Consider the following 18,418-nt stretch of genomic DNA (forward strand, 5'->3'; position numbering starts at 1 on the left):
CCCCGCATCCGTGGTGGACTTGGGTGCACCCCGACCGTCCGGCCGTCCGGAGACCCGATGAGCGAACGAAGCGGCACCGACACGACAGCGGCCGGCGATCCCGAGGCGCGCGGGCTGCGCCTGGTGGCCGTCCTGCTGGGACTGACGGTGGTCAGCGGGCTGATCGACGCCGTCAGCTATCTCGGCCTCGAACACGTCTTCACCGCGAACATGACCGGAAACGTGGTCGTGCTCGGGTTCGCCGCGGCCGGGGCGCCCGGCTTCTCGGTGGCCCACACGCTGACCTCGCTGGGGTCGTTCGTGGTGGGCGCGGCGGCGGGCGGCCGGGTCGCCGTACGGCTCGGCTCGGGCTCCCGCCGCACCTGGACCCGGCTCACCCTCGCCGCCGAGGCGGTGCTCCTCGGGGTGTCGGCCGTGGTCGCCTTCGCCGCGCCCGGCGCCACGGCCACCGTCTACACCCTCATCGCCGTCACGGCGTTCGCGATGGGGCTGCGCAACGCCACGGTCCGCAAGCTCGGCGTCCCTGACCTGACGACGACCGTGCTGACCATGACGTTGACCGGTCTCGCCGCCGACTCCCGGGCCGGCGGCGGCCCCGGCACCCGCTCCCCCCGCCGTACGGCGTCCGTGGTCGCGATGGTGGCCGGGGCCGGGGTGGGCGCGTGGCTGGTCCTCCACCACGGCCTGGCCCTTCCGCTGGCCATCGCGGCCGGCCTGGTGGCCGTGCTGGCGTTGGTCGCGTCGGGGCGGGAGTAGCCCTCCCTACTTGGCGAGGAAGGCCAGCAGCGCCGAGGTGACCTCCTCCGCGTGGGTCCACAGCAGGCCGTGCGGCGCGCCCTCGATCTCGACGTACTCGGCGGCGGGCAGCAGCGCGTGGAAGGGCCGCCCGGTCGAGTCGATCGGCAGGATGCGGTCACCGGTGCCGTGCAGGATCAGCGCCGGTACGTCGATCTTCGCCACGTCGGCGCGGAAGTCGGTGAGCCAGGTGGGCACGCAGGCCACCGACGCGTGCGCCGAGGCACCCGCCGCCACGTTCCAACTGCCCCGGACGGCCGCTTCGCTGATCCGGCTGCCGAGCGTCTCGTCCAGGTTGTAGAAGTCCTGGTAGAAGGCGTCGAAGTAGGCGTACCGGTCCTTGGTGACGGCGTCCAGGATGCCGTCGAACACCGACTGGTCCACGCCCGTGGGGTTGTCGTCGGTCTTCAGCAGGAACGGCTCCAGCGAGGCCAGGAAGGCGGCCTTCGCGACCCGGCCCGAGCCGTAGGTGCCCAGGTAGCGGCCCACCTCGCCGGTGCCCATCGAGAAGCCGACCAGGACGGCGTCCGTGAGGTCGAGGCTGGTGAGCACCTTGTCGAGGTCGGCGGCGAAGGTGTCGTAGTCGTAGCCGGTGGTGGGCTGCGAGGAGCGGCCGAAGCCGCGGCGGTCGTAGGTGATGACCCGGTGGCCGGCCTCCAGCAGCGCGGGGAGCTGCTTCTCCCAGGAGTGGCCGTCGAGCGGGTAGCCGTGGATCAGCACGACGGGCTGTCCGGTGCCGTGGTCCTCGTAGTAGAGCTCGATCGGCGCGCTGTTCTCTTCGCCAACGGTGATGTACGGCATGTCTGGTCCTCCTCGTAGGGAGACTCCAGCCCATCAGGTGCGGGCGGTGATCACCAGGCAGAAGTACCGGCGGAAGTAGCGGCGCTTGTTCTAATTGCCGTGATGACCAGCCATGATTCCGCAGCCGCCCCCTCCCCTGTTCCGCCGTCCGATGCCCCGCGGTTCGGTGCCCCACGGCCCGGTGTTCCGCAGTCCGGGGTTCCGCACGGCGACACCGCCTTCGGTGTGATGCTGCGGTCCCTGCGCCGGGCCGCCCGGCTCACCCTGGAGGAGTTGTCCGAGGCGTCCGGGGTGAGCGTGCGCGCGCTCGGTGACCTGGAGCGCGGGCGCAGCCGGGGTCCGCAGCGCCGTACCGTCGACGCGCTCGCCGCCGCCCTGCGGCTCGACGCCGAGCAGGGTGAGCGGCTGCGGCGGCTGGCCGACGCCGGCCGGGACCGCGGGGGCCCGCAGGTCTCTCCGTTCCTCCTGCGGACCGTCCCGGACTTCACCGGCCGCAGACAGGAGCTGGCGGACCTGGAGGCGCTCGCGACCGGCACGCGCACGCGTGCGGCGGTGCTGTTCGGGCCGGGCGGCCAGGGCAAGACGACCCTGGCGGCGGAGGCGGTACGGCGGCTGGCCGGCGCCTTCCCGGACGGCACCGTGTGCGTCCCCCTGCACGGTATGAGCGACTCCCCGCTGCCGGCCGCCGAGGCACTGGTGCTGCTGCTGACGGCGCTGGGGCACCCCGCGGACCGGATCCCGGTCGATCCCGTCGCCCGCGAGGCCGTCTACCGGGCGGCGCTCGCCGGCCGGCGGACGCTGGTCGTCCTCGACGACGCGGCCGACGAGGCCCGGACCAGGCCGCTGTTGCCGGACGCCGAGGGCAGTTTCGTGCTGATCACCAGCAGACGTCCGCTGGCCGGCCTCGAAGGCGTCCGCCGGATCAGGCTGGGCGGGCTCAGCGGCGGGGAGTCGACCAGGCTGCTGGAGCGGATCCTCGGCGCCCCGCGCACCGACGGCCAGTCCGAGGCGATCACCCGGCTGACCGAGCTGTGCGGCCACCTCCCGCTGGCCCTGCGGATCGTCGGCAACCGCCTCTCCAGCCGCCCGAGCTGGACCCCGGCCCGGCTGGTGGGGCATCTCGCCGACGAGGAGCGCCGGTTGAGCGGTCTGGTCGCGGGCGACCTCGCCGTGCGCAGTGCCCTCGCCCTCTCCTACGGCCAGCTCACGCCGTCGCACCGGGTGTTGCTGCGCCGCCTGTCCCTCGTGCCCGGCCATGACACGGGCCCCGACCTCGCCGCGGTGCTGACCGGCGAGGACCCGCTCGCCACCGAGGACTCCCTGGACCTGCTGGTCGACCGGGGCCTGCTGGAGGAGACCGCGCCTGGCCGGTACGCCCTGCACGATCTCGTACGGCTCTTCGCGCGCGAGCGGCTGCGGGACGAGGAGGAGGGCGCGCTCCCGGTCCGGCTGCGGATGGCGGACTGGCTGCTGCGCTCGGCCTCGACGGCGGGCCGGCTGTTCGAGGCGCCGGGCGCGCCGGAGCCCTGGGCGGGCGAGCCCGTCGCCTTCACCCCGGGGTCCGCCGAGGACGCGGACCGCTGGCTCACCGCCGAGCGCGCCAACTGGGCGGGCGCGCTGCCCCTGATGTTCGCGGCGGGCCGGCACCGGGAGATCCTGCACGTCTCGCGCACCCTGTACTGGTTCTCCGAGCGCTGGAGCCAGTGGCCCGAGTGGCAGACCCTCTTCTCCCACGGCGTCCGGTCCGCGGCCGCCCTCGGGGACCGCGCGGCCGAGGCCCACCAGCTCAACTGCCTGGCCTGGGCCCACTCGGTCGGCGCCTACCAGTACGCGGAGGCCGAGCGACTGGCACGCCGGGCGCTCGGGCCGGCGTCGGAGACGGGAGATCTCGACCAGCAGGCCTGGGCGTGGTCGTACATCAGCGGGGCCTGCATGGGTCTGGGCCGGCCCGCGGAGGCGGCGGAGGCGGCCGCCCGGGCCGCCCGGCTCTTCGAGACGACGGGTGACTCCACCGGCACGGCGGTCTCCCGGCGGGTCCTCGGCACCGCGCTGCGGGAGTCCGGACGGCCCGAGGAGGCGCTGGCCCTGCACCGGGCGCTGCTCGGCACCCGGGCCGGGGACGTGCCGGGCCTGAACGACCTCATGGCGGCCCTGCTGCGCTGCGAGACGGCCAGGGACCTGCTGGCCCTGGAGCGCTGGTCCGAGGCGGCGGAGGTCTTCCGGACCGTCGGCACACCCTCCGACCACTCCGGCGTCGACCGCCTCCGCGCCCACACCTCGGTCGGCCTGGCCACGGCCCTGGAGCACTGCGGTGACCCCGCCGACGCCCGCGAGCACTACACCCGGGCCCACGATCTGTTCACCCAGTCCGGCGACACGGCCTCCGCAGCGGAGGCGGCCGCGGGCCTGGAACGCCTCGGACCCGACCCCCGGCCCACCTCCACAAGGACCCCGGGCCAGGGCTTCGGCACCCCCGCCGAACCGACTACAAGCGCTGAATGATCGTCCCCGTCGCCAGTGCCCCGCCCGCGCACATCGTGATCAGGGCGAACTCCTTGTCCGCGCGCTCCAGTTCGTGCAGGGCCGTCGTGATCAGCCGGGCCCCGGTGGCCCCCACCGGGTGGCCGAGCGCGATCGCGCCGCCGTTGACGTTGACCTTCTCCAGGTCCTGGTCGAAGACCCGGGCCCAGCTCAGCACCACGGACGCGAAGGCCTCGTTGATCTCGACGAGGTCGATGTCCCGCAGGGTCATGCCCGCCTTGCCGAGGACCGCGCGGGTCGCGTCGACAGGGCCGTCGAGGTGGAAGTGCGGGTCGGCACCGACCAGCGCCTGCGCCACGATCCGGGCCCGCGGCCGCAGCTTCAGCGCCCGGGCCATCCGCTTCGAGGCCCACATGATGGCCGCGGCCCCGTCGCTGATCTGGGACGAGTTGCCTGCCGTGTGGATCGCCGTCGGCATGACCGGCTTCAGGCCGGCCAGCGCCTCCATGGACGTGTCCCGCAGCCCCTCGTCCCGGTCGACGAGCCGCCACATGCCCTGCCCGGCCCGCTGCTCGTCCTCGACGGTCGGCACCTGGACCGCGAAGGTCTCCCGCTTGAACCGCTCCTCGGACCAGGCGGCGGCCGCCCGCTCCTGGGAGAGCAGCCCGAGCGAGTCGACGTTCTCCCGGGTCAGCCCCCGGCGCCGCGCGATCCGTTCGGCCGCCTCGAACTGGTTGGGCAGGTCGACGTTCCACTCGTCCGGGAAGGGTTTCCCGGGCCCGTGCTTCGATCCCGCCCCCAGCGGCACCCGGGACATCGCCTCCACACCGCAACTGATACCGACGTCGATGACCCCGGCCGCGATCATGTTGGCGACCATGTGGGAGGCCTGCTGCGAGGAGCCGCACTGGCAGTCGACCGTCGTCGCCGCGGTCTCGTAGGGCAGCCCGACGGTCAGCCAGGCCGTGCGCGCGGGGTTCATGGACTGCTCGCCGGCGTGGGTGACGGTGCCGCCGACGATCTGTTCCACCGCGTCGGCGGGGATGCCGGCGCGGCCGAGGAGTTCACGGTAGGTCTCGCCCAGCAGATAGGCGGGATGCAGATTGGCGAGCGCGCCCCCGCGCCTGCCGATGGGAGTGCGGACGGCTTCGACGATCACGGGTTCGGCGGCCATGGGTGCGGGGTCCTCTCCTCCGAACGGATCCATGGAACTTCTGTAGGACACGCACACGGAACACACGCAGAACTAGTACGTGTTCTACTTCGCGCTGCTCTGCAGTCTGCTGACGAGCCGCCCACCACCGCAAGGGGCGTGCACGCAATTGGAGGCCCCGCGCCCCTTGCCTCTTGTAGAACCCGTTACTACCTTCACGGCAGCTCTGTTCCTGATGGGCCGTCAGAAAGCTGTCGAACGGCTGGAGTGAGTTGCCGATGTCGTGTCCAGCGCTTCCCGACGGGTTCGACTTCACCGACCCCGACCTGCTGCAAAGCCGCGTACCGCTGCCGGAGTTCGCCGAGCTGCGCCGGGCCGAACCGGTGCGCTGGATCCCCCAGCCGGGCAATGTCGCCGGCTTCCGGGACGAGGGGTACTGGGCCGTCACCCGGCACGCGGACGTCAAGTACGTCTCCACCCACCCGGAGATCTTCTCGTCGTCCCTCAACACCGCGATCATCCGCTTCAACGAGCGCATCGAGCGCGACGCGATCGACGCGCAGCGCCTGATCCTGCTCAACATGGACCCGCCGGAGCACACGCGGGTCCGCGGGATCGTGCAGCGGGTGTTCACCCCGCGGGCCATCCGCGCCCTGGAGGAACGCCTGCGCGACCGCGCCCACGCGATCGTCGAGAGCGCGCGCGCCCTGCCCGGCGACTCCTTCGACTTCGTCACCCAGGTCGCCTGCGAACTGCCCCTGCAGGCCATCGCCGAGCTCATCGGCATCCCGCAGGACGACCGGGCGAAGATCTTCGACTGGTCCAACAAGATGATCGCGTACGACGACCCCGAGTACGCGATCAGCGAGCAGGTCGGCCAGGAGTCGGCCATGGAGGTCATCGCCTACGCGATGAACATGGCGGCCGACCGCAAGCAGTGCCCGGCGAAGGACATCGTCACGACCCTGGTGGCCGCCGAGGACGAGGGCAACCTGAACTCCGACGAGTTCGGCTTCTTCGTGCTGATGCTGGCGGTCGCGGGCAACGAGACGACCCGCAACGCCATCACCCACGGCATGCACGCCTTCCTCACCCACCCCGACCAGTGGGAGCTGTACAAGGCCGAGCGCCCCTCGACGGCGGCGGAGGAGATCGTCCGCTGGGCGACCCCCGTCAACGCCTTCCAGCGCACGGCCACCCAGGACACGGAACTCGGCGGCAAGCAGATCAGGAAGGGCGACCGGGTGGGCATCTTCTACGCCGCCGCCAACCACGACCCCGAGGTCTTCGAGAACCCGGACGTCTTCGACGTCACCCGCGATCCCAACCCGCACCTCGGCTTCGGCGGCGGCGGCCCGCACTACTGCCTCGGCAAGTCCCTCGCGGTCCTGGAGATCGACCTGATCTTCAACGCCATCGCCGACGCCATGCCCGGCCTCCGCGCGGCCGGCGACCCCCGCCGCCTGCGCTCGGCGTGGATCAACGGCGTCAAGGAGCTCCAGGTGACACTCGGTTGAGGCCTTCTAGGGGCGCTGGGCGGCGGCATCCCTAGCCACCAGCGCCCGTTCCTCGTCGGCCTTCGCCGCCACTTCCGCCGTGCGCCCTCGCGGTCCCTGGAACAGGTACGACAGCCCGAACCCGCCCGCGACGACCGCGGCGCCTCCCACCGCGTCCAGCACCCAGTGGTTGCCGGTGGCCACGATCGCCGAGACCGTGAAGAAGGGGTGCAGCAGGCCGAGCGCCTTCATCCACCACCTCGGCGCGATGACCGCGATGACCACCCCGCACCACAGCGACCACCCGAAGTGCAGCGAGGGCATCGCCGCGTACTGGTTGGTCAGCGCGGTCAGCGTGCCGTAGTCCGGCTTGGAGAAGTCCTGCACGCCGTGCACGGTGTCGATGATCCCGAGCGCCGGCATCAGCCGCGGCGGGGCGAGCGGATAGAGCCAGAACCCGACGAGGGCCAGCAGGGTCGCGAACCCGAGCGAGGCCCGGGCCCACCGGTAGTCGACCGGGCGCCGCCAGTACAGGACGGCCAGCACGCTCAGCGGGACCACGAAGTGGAAGGACTCGTAGTAGAAGTCGAAGAAGTCGCGCAGCCAGTCGACCTTCACGACCGCGTGGTTGGCCCAGTGCTCGATGTCGATGTGCAGCAGCCGCTCCAGGTCGAGGACCTGCTGCCCGTGCTGCTCCGCGGTGGCCCGCCCCGCCGAGTTGCTGCCGCCGGTCGCCGCGAGTCTGACCTGCTGGTAGGCGGCGTACGTGACCCGGATCAGCAGCAGTTCGAGGAGCAGGTTCGGTCGCGTCAGCACCCGCCGCAGGAAGGGCAGCAGCGGCACGTGCCGGATGCGGGTGGGTGCCTGGGCGGCGTACTCCGTGGGGATCGGCGTGCGGTAGTGCGGCGAGGTGCGGGACAGGAAGGGGATCACCGTGGCGGCGGCGAGCGCGGCCAGCAGCACCAGGTTGTTCCGCAGCGGGTACAGCGCGGAGATGTGCGGCAGCAGCATCTGCGTCGGCAGGGTCATCACCACGACGACGGCGACCGGCCACACGTACCGGTCGGAGGCCCGCCTGCCGACCCGCCCGACGACCGCGAGCAGTACCCACAGCAGTTGGTGCTGCCAGGCGGTGGGCGACACGGCGATCGCCGCGCACCCGGTGATCGCGACGGCGAGCAGCAACTGGCCGTCGCGGGCGTAGCGCACCGCCCGGCGCACGCCCAGCGCGGCGACGCCCGCGCCGAGCGCCAGGAAGAGCGCGATCTCCAGCGGCCCCGCCACGCCCAGGCGCAGCAGCAGGCCGTGCAGGGACTGGTTGGAGAGGTCGTCGGCGGGGCCCCCGAGGCCGGTGCCGGCGATGTGGTGCACCCAGTAGGTGTACGAGTCGTGCGGCAGCGCGGCCCAGGCGAGCGCGGTGCCGGCGGCGAAGGTCGCGGCCGCGGTGAGGGCGCCCCGCCGGCGGCCGGTGAACCAGAGCAGGCCCGCGAAGAGCAGGACCGTCGGCTGGAGGGCGGCGGCGAGCCCGATGAGCGGTCCGCTGACCCGCTCGCCCCGTACGACGAAGCAGGCGACGAGGACCAGCAGGACCGGGATGATGCTGGTCTGCCCGAGGTAGAGCGTGTTGCGCACGGGCAGCGACAGCATGAGGAGGCTGATCGCGACCGGAGCGGCGAGCAGGGAGGTGCGGCGGCCCACCGGCTGGGGCAGGGCGCGGGCGGCGACGAGACCGAGGGCGACGACCAGGAACAGGGTGCCGAAGGTCCACCCCCAGCCGAGGGCCTGTTCGGCGGCGCGGGTGAGCGGCTTCAGGACGAGTCCCCCGAACGGGGTACCGGTGAACTGCGTCGAGTCGTACAGCGAACCCTTCACATGCAGGACGCCGTCCGGACCGACCCAGGTCTCCAGGTCCGTCAGCCGCTCGCCTCTGGGGGTACGGAGGACGACGGCCACCTCTCGGACGGCGAGGACGGCCGCCACCAGCCAGAGGGCGAGCCGCGCCGCGCGCAGCCGGGCCTGGACCTCGGTGGTCCCACTGTGCTCCGCATTCGCCACGCCGCGTCGGCCTCTCGTCCCGTTCGTGCCATGCGTCCGTGAGGAAGGACGCAGGCAACCCCGGATTCACCTGACGTCCGCCTCCATTTGTCCGAATGACGATAGTCCGCCGCCGGGTCCGTCGCGTTGTCAGGCGCGAGATGGATCACACGACTGCCGGGGCGAGGCGTCCGTGACCAGGCACGGGGTACCTGCATACAGCACGTTTATGTACGCTCCGCGACCGGACTCGAGCGGTACGTAAGCCCGGCAAGTCCGCCTATGGTCGCTTTTTGCCCTTGTCCCCGTCGAAAGGCAGGCGAGCGAAGTTTTGCCGAGTGCCCCCGCTCTTCCTCATCCCGTCCGCACCCCTCGCTCCCACGACACCCCCGAGGCCGTCGCCGTCGACCCGGCCCTGGTGAAACGGGCCGTGAAGGCCGCCGCGCTGGGCAACGCCATGGAGTGGTTCGACTTCGGCGTCTACAGCTACATCGCCGTCACCCTCGGCAAGGTCTTCTTCCCGTCCGGCAACGCGACCGCCCAGCTCCTGTCCACGTTCGGCGCCTTCGCCGCGGCCTTCCTGGTCCGCCCGCTCGGCGGCCTGGTCTTCGGCCCGCTGGGCGACCGCGTGGGCCGCCAGAAGGTCCTCGCCGTGACCATGATCATGATGGCGGCGGGCACCTTCGCCATCGGTCTGATCCCGTCGTACGCCTCGATCGGCGTCGGCGCCCCATTGCTGCTCCTGGCCGCCCGCCTGGTCCAGGGCTTCTCGACCGGCGGCGAGTACGCGGGCGCGTCCACCTTCATCGCCGAGTACTCCCCGGACAAGAAGCGCGGCTTCCTCGGAAGCTGGCTGGAGTTCGGCACGCTGGCCGGTTACATCGCCGGCGCGGGCCTGGTCACGCTGCTGACGGCCCTGCTGTCCACCGCGGACCTGGTGTCCTGGGGCTGGCGGATCCCGTTCCTGATCGCGGGCCCGATGGGCCTCATCGGCCTGTATCTGCGGCTGCGCCTGGAGGAGACCCCGGCGTTCACGGCCGAGACCGAGAAGGCCGAGGCGAGCCGCCCGAAGGTTCCCCTGCGCGAGATGATCACGGGCCAGTGGCGCGCGCTGCTGCTGTGCGTGGGCCTGGTCCTGGTCTTCAACGTCACCGACTACATGCTGCTGTCGTACATGCCCAGCTATCTGACCAGCGAGCTCAAGTACGACGAGACACACGGTCTGCTGGTCGTCCTCGCCGTGATGGCGCTGATGATGGTCGTGCAGCCCTTCGCGGGCGCCCTGAGCGACCGCGTCGGCCGCCGCCCGGTGATCGCCGCGGGCTGCGCGGGCTTCCTGGTCCTCTCGGTGCCGGCCCTGCTGTTGATCCGCCAGGGCAGCCTGTTCGCGATCGCGCTCGGCATGGGCGCGCTGGGCCTGCTCCTGGTGTGCTTCACGGCGGCGATGCCGTCCGCCCTCCCGGCCCTCTTCCCGACCCGGGTCCGCTACGGCTCCCTGTCGGTCGGCTTCAACGTCTCGGTGTCCCTCTTCGGCGGCACGACCCCGCTGGTGGTGACCGCGCTGATCGGCCTGACCGGGAACATGATGATGCCCGCCTACTACATGATGGCGGCCGCCGTGATCGGCGGGGTGGCGGTGTGGTTCATGACGGAGTCGGCCGGCCGGCCGCTGCCGGGTTCGCCCCCGCAGAGGTAAATCCCCTGACACGAGGTGGGAGCGCGGCTATATTCGTTAGCGCAACTAGTTAGCTGCCCTAACTAGACATACGAAAGGCACAGGTGCATGAGCGAGTCGCAGCTCTGGGACGACGTCGACACCTACTTCACCGCCCATCTCGCACCCGAGGACGAAGTGCTCCGGGCGGCCGTGCGCGACAGCGAGGCCGCCGACCTGCCGCACGCCGCGGTGACCGCGCCGCAGGGCAAGCTCCTGCAGCTCCTGACCCAGATCCAGGGCGCCCGCACGGTCCTGGAACTCGGCACCCTCGGCGGCTACAGCACCATCTGGCTGGCCCGCGCCCTGCCCGCCGACGGCCGTCTGGTCTCGCTGGAGTACAGCCCGAGGCACGCCGAGGTCGCGAACCGCAACATCGCCCGCGCCGGCCTCGACAAGATCGTCGAGGTGCGCGTCGGCCCCGCCCTGGAGTCCCTCCCCCGGCTGGCCGACGAGAACCCGCCCCCCTTCGACCTCGTGTTCATCGACGCCGACAAGGGCAACAACCCGCACTACGTGGAGTGGGCGCTCAAGCTGACCGGTGCGGGCAGTCTGATCGTGGTGGACAACGTCGTACGGGGCGGCCGGGTGGCCGACCCCGACAACCCCGCCGACGACGTCCAGGGCACCCGCACCGCCCTCGAACTGATCGGCCGGCACCCGAGGTTGAGCGCCACGGCGATCCAGACGGTGGGCAGCAAGGGCTACGACGGCTTCGCGCTGGCGCGCGTGCTGCCGTGACCCGGCACGCTCACACCTCGTGGTAGAAGCCGACGTTGACGCTGCGCGGGGCGGTTCGGTCGCGGATGACGATCTCGCCGTTGCCGCCCCGGGGAAGCGTCACGGAGCCGCCGTAGACCAGCGGCTGGGCGTAGGCCCCGGCCACCAGTTGCACCTCGGACGAGGGATCGGGCTGCGAGCCCTGGAGCCAGGTCACCTGCCAGACGCCCTCGGGCCCGCACAGGAACTCCAGGTGCACCCGGGAGACGAACAGCCAGTCGTCGGGGGTCACGAGCCGGCACACGGACTTGTCCCGGCCCACACGCAGCACGGTGCCCGGGTCACTGGGCGCCTCGGCCATCTGCATACCGGCCGTGGCACCCTCCTCCGCCGCGGTGACGACGGCCATGGTGAGTTCGAGCACGTGCGCTCCTCCTGAGGGGTCCTTGCGCGGCAACCACGTCGGCTCGCCGCCGCCGCATGATAAATCGCCCGGCACGGCCGTGTCCGGCGCAAGGTACCCGAAGACCGGCCTGTCACCCGAGTCCGGGCGACAGGCCGGTCGTACGTACGGACGACGCGTCAGCTATGCAGCAGCCGCTCCGTCAGCTCGCGGTAGTCCCGCAGCGCCAGCCGCAGTTGCTCGGTGTCGCCGGCGCTCATGGCCTTGTCCCGGCCGCCGTCGCCGGTCTGCCAGGAGTTGCGCAGCGTGCGCCTGCGCTCCTTCACCGCGTCGGCGAACCGGGCGGCGACCTCCTCCAGCACGTGGTCGGCCTCCTCGACGGCGGACCGGGGTTCGTCCACGAACCCGGCGACGGCGTGCTGGAGCCGCGTGCTGAGCTTGTCGCACTCCTCGTGCGGCAGCAGCCGGGACTCACGACCGGCACGCTCGTCGTGCCCGTCATGACTCTCGCGGCCGTCACGGCCCGCGAGTCCGCCCGCACCCGTACCGACCCCGCCGACGGTGTCGGAACCGGCGCCGGCCGCCCGCTCCCGGGCCTCCCGGCCGGACTCCCGCGCGGTCTCCCGTCCGGGCTCCCGGACGGCGGACGTGTCGGTGCCGAACCCGCCCTCGTCGCCGGCCCCGCGCCGCTCACCGCCGGGCGTACCCGCCCGGTTCAGGTCCGGCGCCTCGGTCTCGGTGGGCGTCACCAGCGGGCTGTGCGAACCCGCGGGGTCGTTGCCCGTACCCCTGCCGATCGTGCCCTCGCCCCGGGTGCCGTCGCTGCCCGGCCTGCTCGTGGCATCCGTCATGTCGCTCAACTCCCCTTCGCGTGACGCCTGTTGAATGCCCACGGCATGTGCCCACGGCTGTCCTGACGACCGTCGCGGGGCTGACCCGCTCGTGCGTGGGTCTCACCGTTGGGTGTCCGGGACTCCTCGCGGCTGCGCGGCGGGCCGACGAGCTCCTCGAAGAGGGCCCGTGCCTCGACCATGGCGGCGCGCATGTCCTCCGTGTCCGCCGTCCGGCCGTCGCCGTCCTGCCGGGCGTCGGAGCGGGCACTGGCCACCGTGTGCACCCGCCGGTAGCCGTGCACGTGGTGCGCGTGGTGCACGGACAGCGCGTTGAACTGTTCCTCGTACTGCCCGCCGTCCGGGAAGCCCCGGGCCGCGGCGACCTCGGCGAGCAGCCGGTCGGCCTCGGCGACGGCCTCCCGAGGTGAGTCGACGAAGCGTTCCTGGGCGGCCGTCCAGCGGTCCTCGTACCGCTGGCGCTCCGCCGGTTCGAGTGGCTGCTCGCGCAGCGATCCGTGCCGCTCCACGCGTTCGGTGAGTTCGCGCTCGGCGGCCTTCTCGTCCCCGTCGTGGCGGGCCACCGCACGGTCGTACTCGGGCCCGAAGCGTCGCTTCAGGCCCCGGCCGTGCTGCGGGCCGCGGGCACGCAGGGTCAGGACGGCCGCCACGACGAGGACGGCCGCCACGATCACGATCAGAGCGATGATCAGGCCTGTTGACATGTCTCCCGGGTTGCCCTGGACTTTCTATTCAAACCGTCTCCGCACATGTGTACGCGACAATCACGCCATGACCTGGACCGTCACCCCGGAACGCCCCGACTCCCCTGCGGCAACGGCCCTCTGGCGGGCCTACTACACAGAGGTGAGCGACCGCTACTACCTGCTCCACGAGAACCGCAGAACGGACCCGGCCGAGCTGGAGCGGGAGGTGGCGAACCAGACCGGCGGTGAACTGGCCCCGCCCACGGGCCTGTTGCTGGTGGCCCGTTTCGAGGGCGCCCCGGCCGGAACCGCGGGCCTGCGTCTGCGTCCCGACGGAAGCGCCGAGCTCACCCGCGTCTACCTGCACGAGCACCTGCGGGGCAAGGGCGGCGCGGCCCTCCTCGTCGAGGCGGCGGAGTCCGCGGCCCGAGCCCTGGGCGCCACCCGCGTGGTCCTGGAGACCCGCAAGGACCTGACCGAGGCCCTCGCCCTGTACGCCCGACTCGGCTACGAGGAGATCCCCCCGTACAGCGACGACATCTACGCAGACCACACCCTCGGCAAGCACCTGTGAGGACGATCCCGCGGCCATGAGGGGCGCGGGGAACTGCGCAAAGAAACGCCCGCCCCCACGAACAGCAGCGGGCCGCCACAGGCCCCAGGGGCGCGGGGAACTGCGCGAAGGCACCGCCCCCACCCAGCCGCACCCGCCCCCCGACCGAACCCGGCACCCCCCATCGCGCATCCGCTCAACCGCCGGAGGCAACCGGCTGTTCCCGAGCAGACCCGCACAGCTCGTCGTTCAGATCCTTCACGAGCTGGGTGAGGTCGGTGGGCCGGTCCGGGCCCCACCAGTCCCCCAGGAGCTCGCCCAGGGACTCCTCCCGGGCCGACGCGAGGCGCGTGGCGACCTCCCGCCCCCGTTCGGTGAGCAGCAGGTCGAGACCCTGCCGGGACGCCAGCCCGCGTTCCTCCACCTGCCGGGCCGCCTCGATGATCGCGCCCAGGGGCACGGATGTGCGCTCGGCGAGCAGCGCCGGCTCCACCCACCCGTACTTCCGGATCCGCAGCACCAGCCAGCTCGCCGCGGGCAGCAGGTCGTACCCGGCCCGCGCGGTGATCTCGCGGTAGATCTCCCGCCGTCCCTCCCGGGTGCCGAGCACCGACAGCGCCCGGCACACCTCGTCGTACGACGACCGTTCCACCGGGTTGCTGGCCAGCGTCTCGGTGACGTCGGGCGCGGTGACCGACCCCCGCAGCGGGTCCTCCTTGAGGAACCACGCGAGCACGAACCCGAGGAACGCGACGGGGGCGGCGTAGAGGAAGACGTCGGTGATCGACGAGGCGTACGCGTGCAGCGCCTCGGGCCTGAGCGCGCCCGGCAGTTCCGCGATCCCGCGGGAGTCCGACTCCAGCTCCGACACCGAGACGCCGGGCGGCAGTTGGGCCCCGCGCAGGGCTTCGGCCAGCTTGTCGCCGAGCCGGTTCGCGAAGACCGTACCGAAGATGGCCACGCCGAAGGAGGCGCCGATGGACCGGAAGAAGGTCGCACCGGACGTGGCGACGCCGAGATCCTCGTACGAGACGGCGTTCTGCACGATCAGCACCAGCACCTGCATGACGAGGCCGAGTCCCAGCCCGAACACACAGAAGTACAGGCTCATCACCCAGGTGGAACTGGTCTCGTCGAGCCGGTGCAGGAGGAGCAGGCCCAGCGTGGTGACCGCGGTCCCGGCCACCGGGAACACCTTCCACCGCCCGGTACGGCTGACGATCTGCCCGGACAGGGTCGAGGAGAAGAGCAGCCCGAACACCATGGGCAGCATGTGCACCCCGGACATCGTCGGCGAGACGCCCTGCACCACCTGGAGGAAGGTGGGCAGGTAGGTCATGGCCCCGAACATCGCGAACCCGACGATGAAGCTGATGACGGCGGACAGGGCGAAGGTCCGCACCCGGAACAGCTTCAGCGGCAGCACGGGCTCGGCGGCCCGCCGTTCGACCGCCACGAACGCGACCGCGAGCAGCACCCCCAGCACCGCGAGGCCGACGATCTGGGGCGAGCCCCATCCCCAGGTGTTCCCGCCCAGCGAGGCCACCAGCACCAGGCAGGTGGCGACGGCGGCGATGAGGAAGGTCCCCAGGTAGTCGATGACGTGTTTCGTCGACTTGCGCGGGATCCGCAGCACCACGGCGATCACGGCCAGCGCGACGACACCGACCGGGAGGTTGATGTAGAACACCCACCGCCAGCTCAGATGCTCGGTGAACAGCCCGCCCAGCAGCGGACCGAGCACGCTCGTCGCCCCGAAGACCGCCCCGAACAGCCCTTGGTAGCGGCCGCGTTCGCGGGGCGGGACGAGGTCGCCGACGATCGCCATCGAGAGCACCATCAGTCCGCCGCCGCCCAGCCCCTGCAACGCCCGGAAGGCGATGAGCTGGGTCATGTCCTGGGACATCCCGCACAGTGCGGAGCCGATCAGGAAGATCACGATCGCCGTCTGGAACAGCCGCTTGCGCCCGTACTGGTCACCGAGCTTGCCCCACAGCGGGGTCGCCGCCGTGGAGGCCAGCAGATACGCGGTCACGACCCAGGACAGATGGTCGAGGCCCCCGAGGTCGCTGACGATCGTGGGCAGCGCGGTGGACACGATCGTCTGGTCCAGCGCGGCGAGCAGCATGCCGAGCAGCAGGGCCCCGATCGAGACGAGGACGTTGCCGGACACGGGGTGTTCTCGCGTGTCTCGCACATCCTCCGTCATACCGTGCGCATCCGCGGCCATGAAGACCTCCCGAGGCTCTCGTTACCCCTCCATCGTGGTCGGTGTGACCGTTTACGGCCTGTTGAGTCCCATTGGAAGGCGATATTCCGGGGGCTTCCGAAAGTCGACTGTGGAGGGGTTCTGCATAATCTCTGGAGTTTGTGAGGGGAGGGACGAACACATGGCGAAGCCGAACGGCCATCTGTGCCCGGAGTGCGGGGCACCGAGAGGGGTGGACAACACCCCGCTGTGCGGGTGCACCCGGCGCGCGTCGGACGCACTGCGCGACGCGCGTACGGCGGAGGCGGCCGCGGCGGAGGACTTCGATCCGCTGCGCATACGGCCGTACGTCGAGCTGGACGAGGAGACGGCGCCGGTGCCGCGGGTGCCCGCGCCGGAGGCCACCCAGCCGCTGCGCGTCCCTTCACCCCCACCGAGCGTCCCGAACGACACCGACCTGAGCCTGTTCGAGCCGGAGGAGGCCCTCTCCGCACCCGGCCCGGACCCGGAGCCGGATCCGCGTCCGCGCCGCACCCGCCGCCGTACCGTCCTGCTCGCCTCGGCCGGCGCGGTCGTGGCCGTGGTCGCCGCGGCCGGGATCGCCAGCGGCCTGTTCGCGTACGACCCGCCGTCGCGGGACGAGGCGGCACCGCGGGACGTACGCCCGGCCGTCCCGGACGTGACGACGACGGCGCCCTCGGCGTCCCCGTCCACGGCCGCGCCGTCGGTGTCGCCGTCCTCCGCGTCCCCGTCCGCCTCGGCGAGCGCGAGCCCGTCGGCCACCCCGTCCCCGTCGGAGTCCAGCGCCTCCCCCGGCCCCACCCTCTCGACCACACCCTCGGCGACCCCGACGGCCTCCACCACGACGAAGCCGGCGGCCGGCCCGGACTCGGCGAACGAGGCGGCCCCGCCGGTTCTGCGCCGGGGCTCCGACGGCCCGGAAGTGGTCGAGCTCGAACTCCGCCTCACCCAGGTCGGCCTGTACGGACGCAAGCCCTCCGGCCACTACAACGAGGGGGTCGAGGACGCGATCGCCATGTACCAGTGGCAGCGGGGCCTCTGGAACGCGGAACGCGGGGTGTACGACCTCCAGACCCGAGAACGACTGGAGTCGGAGACCAGGGAGCCGTAGAAGCCCCGACAGATCCTCCAGGGCGGGGCCCCGGGCCCGGTCCGAAACCCCCACCCGAACGACAACGACCGATCCGCCCCGGGCGCCCTCACGAAGGCCCGCGCTTGAAGTGATGCCGCCCACCACGGAAGCCCACGACCGGCCAACCCCCCGGACGGCTCCTACCCCTCACAGAGTCAGCGCGCCCGCTCCACCCCGCGCAGCAAACGCCACGGCTAAGCCCTTCGGGGGCGGCGCCGCGGGGCCGGAGCACCCAACCAGACGGCGACGGCCGATCCGACCCGGCAGCTTCACACTTCGGAAGGCCCGCGCTTGGGGCGATGCCGCCCACCACGGAAGCCCGCAACCGACCTACGCCTCGGACCGCTCCTACCCCTTACGGAGTCCGCGCGTCCGGTCCGCCCCGCGCAGCAAAACGCCACGGCAAGCCCTTCGGGGGCGGTGCTCCGGGGCCGGAGCGATCCGACCCGGCGGCCTCACACCCCGGAAGGCCCGCGCTTGAACTGATGCCGTCCATCACGGAAGCCCACGACCAGTCCCGTCGCGGCGGGCGCGGCAGAGCGGAGCGGGAAGCATGCGACTCGGCAAGCACACTCGCACCCGGACCTGCACCCCGGACGGTGGGGCCTGCTAGCTCACGTGGAGTCGGATCGTGCCGTCGTCGTGTGCTTCCACCCGCACCTGCGTCAGGTCGCGTACCACCACGTCCGGGTCGTGCAGGCCGGCCCTCGGGCCGATGCCGACGACCTGCATGCCCGCTGCCTTTCCGGCTGCGATTCCCGCCCCCGAGTCCTCGAAGACCACGCAGTCCGCGGGCGCCACGCCCAGTTCCGCGGCCCCCTTGAGGAAACCCTCGGGATCCGGCTTGCTGGCGCCGACCGACTCCGCGGTGACGCGGACCTCGGGCAGGTCCAGGCCCGCGGCCGCCATCCGGGCCGTGGAGAGCGGGACGTCGGCCGAGGTCACCAGGGCGTGGGGCAGACCGCGCAGGGACGCCAGGAACTCCGGCGCGCCCGGTATCGCCACCACCCCGTCCGTGTCCGCGGTCTCCGCCGCGAGCATGCGCGCGTTGTCCGCGAGGTTGCGCTCCACGGGCCGGTCGGGCAGCAGGAGCGCCATCGACGCGTGCCCCTGGCGGCCGTGGACCACCTTCATGACCTCGTCGCCGTCCAGCCCGTGGTCATCGGCCCAGCGGCGCCAGATGCGCTCCACGACGGCGTCGGAGTTGACGAGGGTGCCGTCCATGTCGAGCAGGAGGGCGCGGGCGGTGAGCACGGTGGGGGCGGCGGTGGCCGTCATCGGCAGCTCCAGAACGCGGGACGTGGGGCTTCGGAGGTGTCTCCCCCGCACCTCCCGGAGGGACAAGGCGGCCCCGCCCGCCGGTCAGGGA

The 18,418-nt window shown here is 72.1% G+C and carries 15 protein-coding genes; 7 read left to right on the forward strand and 8 right to left on the reverse strand.

Annotated elements, in window-relative coordinates:
• The first annotated feature begins 57 nt into the window (after window positions 1–57).
• Complete coding sequence (locus tag ACZ66S_RS00755) at window positions 58–756, forward strand: YoaK family protein (protein ID WP_469898681.1); 699 nt, start codon at window positions 58–60, stop codon at window positions 754–756.
• A 6-nt stretch (window positions 757–762) separates the two neighbouring features.
• On the opposite strand, the gene ACZ66S_RS00760 is transcribed toward ACZ66S_RS00755, so the two are convergent.
• Window positions 763–1,596: an alpha/beta fold hydrolase gene (locus ACZ66S_RS00760; protein ID WP_469898683.1), complete on the reverse strand. Its 834-nt coding sequence runs from the start codon at window positions 1,594–1,596 to the stop codon at window positions 763–765.
• A 102-nt stretch (window positions 1,597–1,698) separates the two neighbouring features.
• On the opposite strand from ACZ66S_RS00760, the gene ACZ66S_RS00765 reads away from it, so the two are divergent.
• Complete coding sequence (locus tag ACZ66S_RS00765) at window positions 1,699–4,098, forward strand: ATP-binding protein (protein WP_469898685.1); 2,400 nt, start codon at window positions 1,699–1,701, stop codon at window positions 4,096–4,098.
• On the opposite strand, the gene ACZ66S_RS00770 is transcribed toward ACZ66S_RS00765, so the two are convergent.
• Window positions 4,082–5,251 (reverse strand): steroid 3-ketoacyl-CoA thiolase, encoded by a 1,170-nt coding sequence (locus ACZ66S_RS00770; RefSeq protein ID WP_469898686.1) that lies wholly within the window; start codon window positions 5,249–5,251, stop codon window positions 4,082–4,084. The two genes, ACZ66S_RS00765 and ACZ66S_RS00770, sit on opposite strands and share 17 nt — an antisense overlap.
• Before the next feature lie 257 nt (window positions 5,252–5,508).
• Between ACZ66S_RS00770 and ACZ66S_RS00775 the strand changes: the two genes are divergently transcribed.
• Window positions 5,509–6,747, forward strand: coding sequence for a cytochrome P450 (locus tag ACZ66S_RS00775; protein WP_469898688.1), 1,239 nt, complete (start codon window positions 5,509–5,511; stop codon window positions 6,745–6,747).
• A gap of 6 nt (window positions 6,748–6,753) precedes the next feature.
• On the opposite strand, the gene ACZ66S_RS00780 is transcribed toward ACZ66S_RS00775, so the two are convergent.
• On the reverse strand, window positions 6,754–8,781 hold the full coding sequence (locus ACZ66S_RS00780) for a bifunctional glycosyltransferase 87/phosphatase PAP2 family protein (protein ID WP_469898689.1): 2,028 nt from the start codon (window positions 8,779–8,781) through the stop codon (window positions 6,754–6,756).
• Between the two features lie 310 nt (window positions 8,782–9,091).
• Here ACZ66S_RS00780 and proP point away from each other — a divergent pair, with 310 nt between their 5' ends.
• Window positions 9,092–10,456: a glycine betaine/L-proline transporter ProP gene (proP, locus tag ACZ66S_RS00785; protein ID WP_469898691.1), complete on the forward strand. Its 1,365-nt coding sequence runs from the start codon at window positions 9,092–9,094 to the stop codon at window positions 10,454–10,456.
• Window positions 10,457–10,543: 87 nt separating this feature from the next.
• The gene (locus tag ACZ66S_RS00790) at window positions 10,544–11,215 is read left to right on the forward strand and encodes an O-methyltransferase (protein ID WP_469898693.1); all 672 of its coding nucleotides are present in this window, start codon (window positions 10,544–10,546) and stop codon (window positions 11,213–11,215) included.
• Between the two features lie 10 nt (window positions 11,216–11,225).
• On the opposite strand, the gene ACZ66S_RS00795 is transcribed toward ACZ66S_RS00790, so the two are convergent.
• The 3 genes from ACZ66S_RS00795 to ACZ66S_RS00805 all read right to left on the reverse strand — a co-directional run bounded on the left by ACZ66S_RS00795 (window position 11,226) and on the right by ACZ66S_RS00805 (window position 13,152).
• Entirely contained in the window at window positions 11,226–11,618 is a 393-nt protein-coding gene (locus ACZ66S_RS00795; protein WP_020140078.1) for an FHA domain-containing protein, read from the reverse strand.
• Between the two features lie 158 nt (window positions 11,619–11,776).
• Window positions 11,777–12,448 carry a hypothetical protein gene (locus tag ACZ66S_RS00800; RefSeq protein WP_469898694.1) on the reverse strand — a complete coding sequence of 224 codons (672 nt, stop codon included), beginning with the start codon at window positions 12,446–12,448 and terminating at the stop codon, window positions 11,777–11,779.
• A gap of 5 nt (window positions 12,449–12,453) precedes the next feature.
• The gene (locus ACZ66S_RS00805) at window positions 12,454–13,152 is read right to left on the reverse strand and encodes a hypothetical protein (RefSeq protein ID WP_469898695.1); all 699 of its coding nucleotides are present in this window, start codon (window positions 13,150–13,152) and stop codon (window positions 12,454–12,456) included.
• Window positions 13,153–13,219: 67 nt separating this feature from the next.
• Here ACZ66S_RS00805 and ACZ66S_RS00810 point away from each other — a divergent pair, with 67 nt between their 5' ends.
• Window positions 13,220–13,708, forward strand: a complete 489-nt coding sequence (locus tag ACZ66S_RS00810; RefSeq protein WP_469898696.1) for a GNAT family N-acetyltransferase — start codon at window positions 13,220–13,222, stop codon at window positions 13,706–13,708.
• A gap of 175 nt (window positions 13,709–13,883) precedes the next feature.
• On the opposite strand, the gene ACZ66S_RS00815 is transcribed toward ACZ66S_RS00810, so the two are convergent.
• The gene (locus tag ACZ66S_RS00815; RefSeq protein ID WP_469898697.1) at window positions 13,884–15,917 is read right to left on the reverse strand and encodes an MDR family MFS transporter; all 2,034 of its coding nucleotides are present in this window, start codon (window positions 15,915–15,917) and stop codon (window positions 13,884–13,886) included.
• A gap of 160 nt (window positions 15,918–16,077) precedes the next feature.
• On the opposite strand from ACZ66S_RS00815, the gene ACZ66S_RS00820 reads away from it, so the two are divergent.
• A complete protein-coding gene (locus tag ACZ66S_RS00820) occupies window positions 16,078–17,028 on the forward strand; it encodes a peptidoglycan-binding domain-containing protein (protein ID WP_469898698.1) in 951 nt (316 codons plus the stop codon).
• Window positions 17,029–17,658: 630 nt separating this feature from the next.
• Here ACZ66S_RS00820 and ACZ66S_RS00825 read toward each other — a convergent pair.
• On the reverse strand, window positions 17,659–18,327 hold the full coding sequence (locus ACZ66S_RS00825; RefSeq protein ID WP_469898700.1) for an HAD-IA family hydrolase: 669 nt from the start codon (window positions 18,325–18,327) through the stop codon (window positions 17,659–17,661).
• Window positions 18,328–18,418: the final 91 nt, after the last annotated feature.

It is taken from the genome of Streptomyces sp. NPDC107471, from assembly GCF_055582845.1.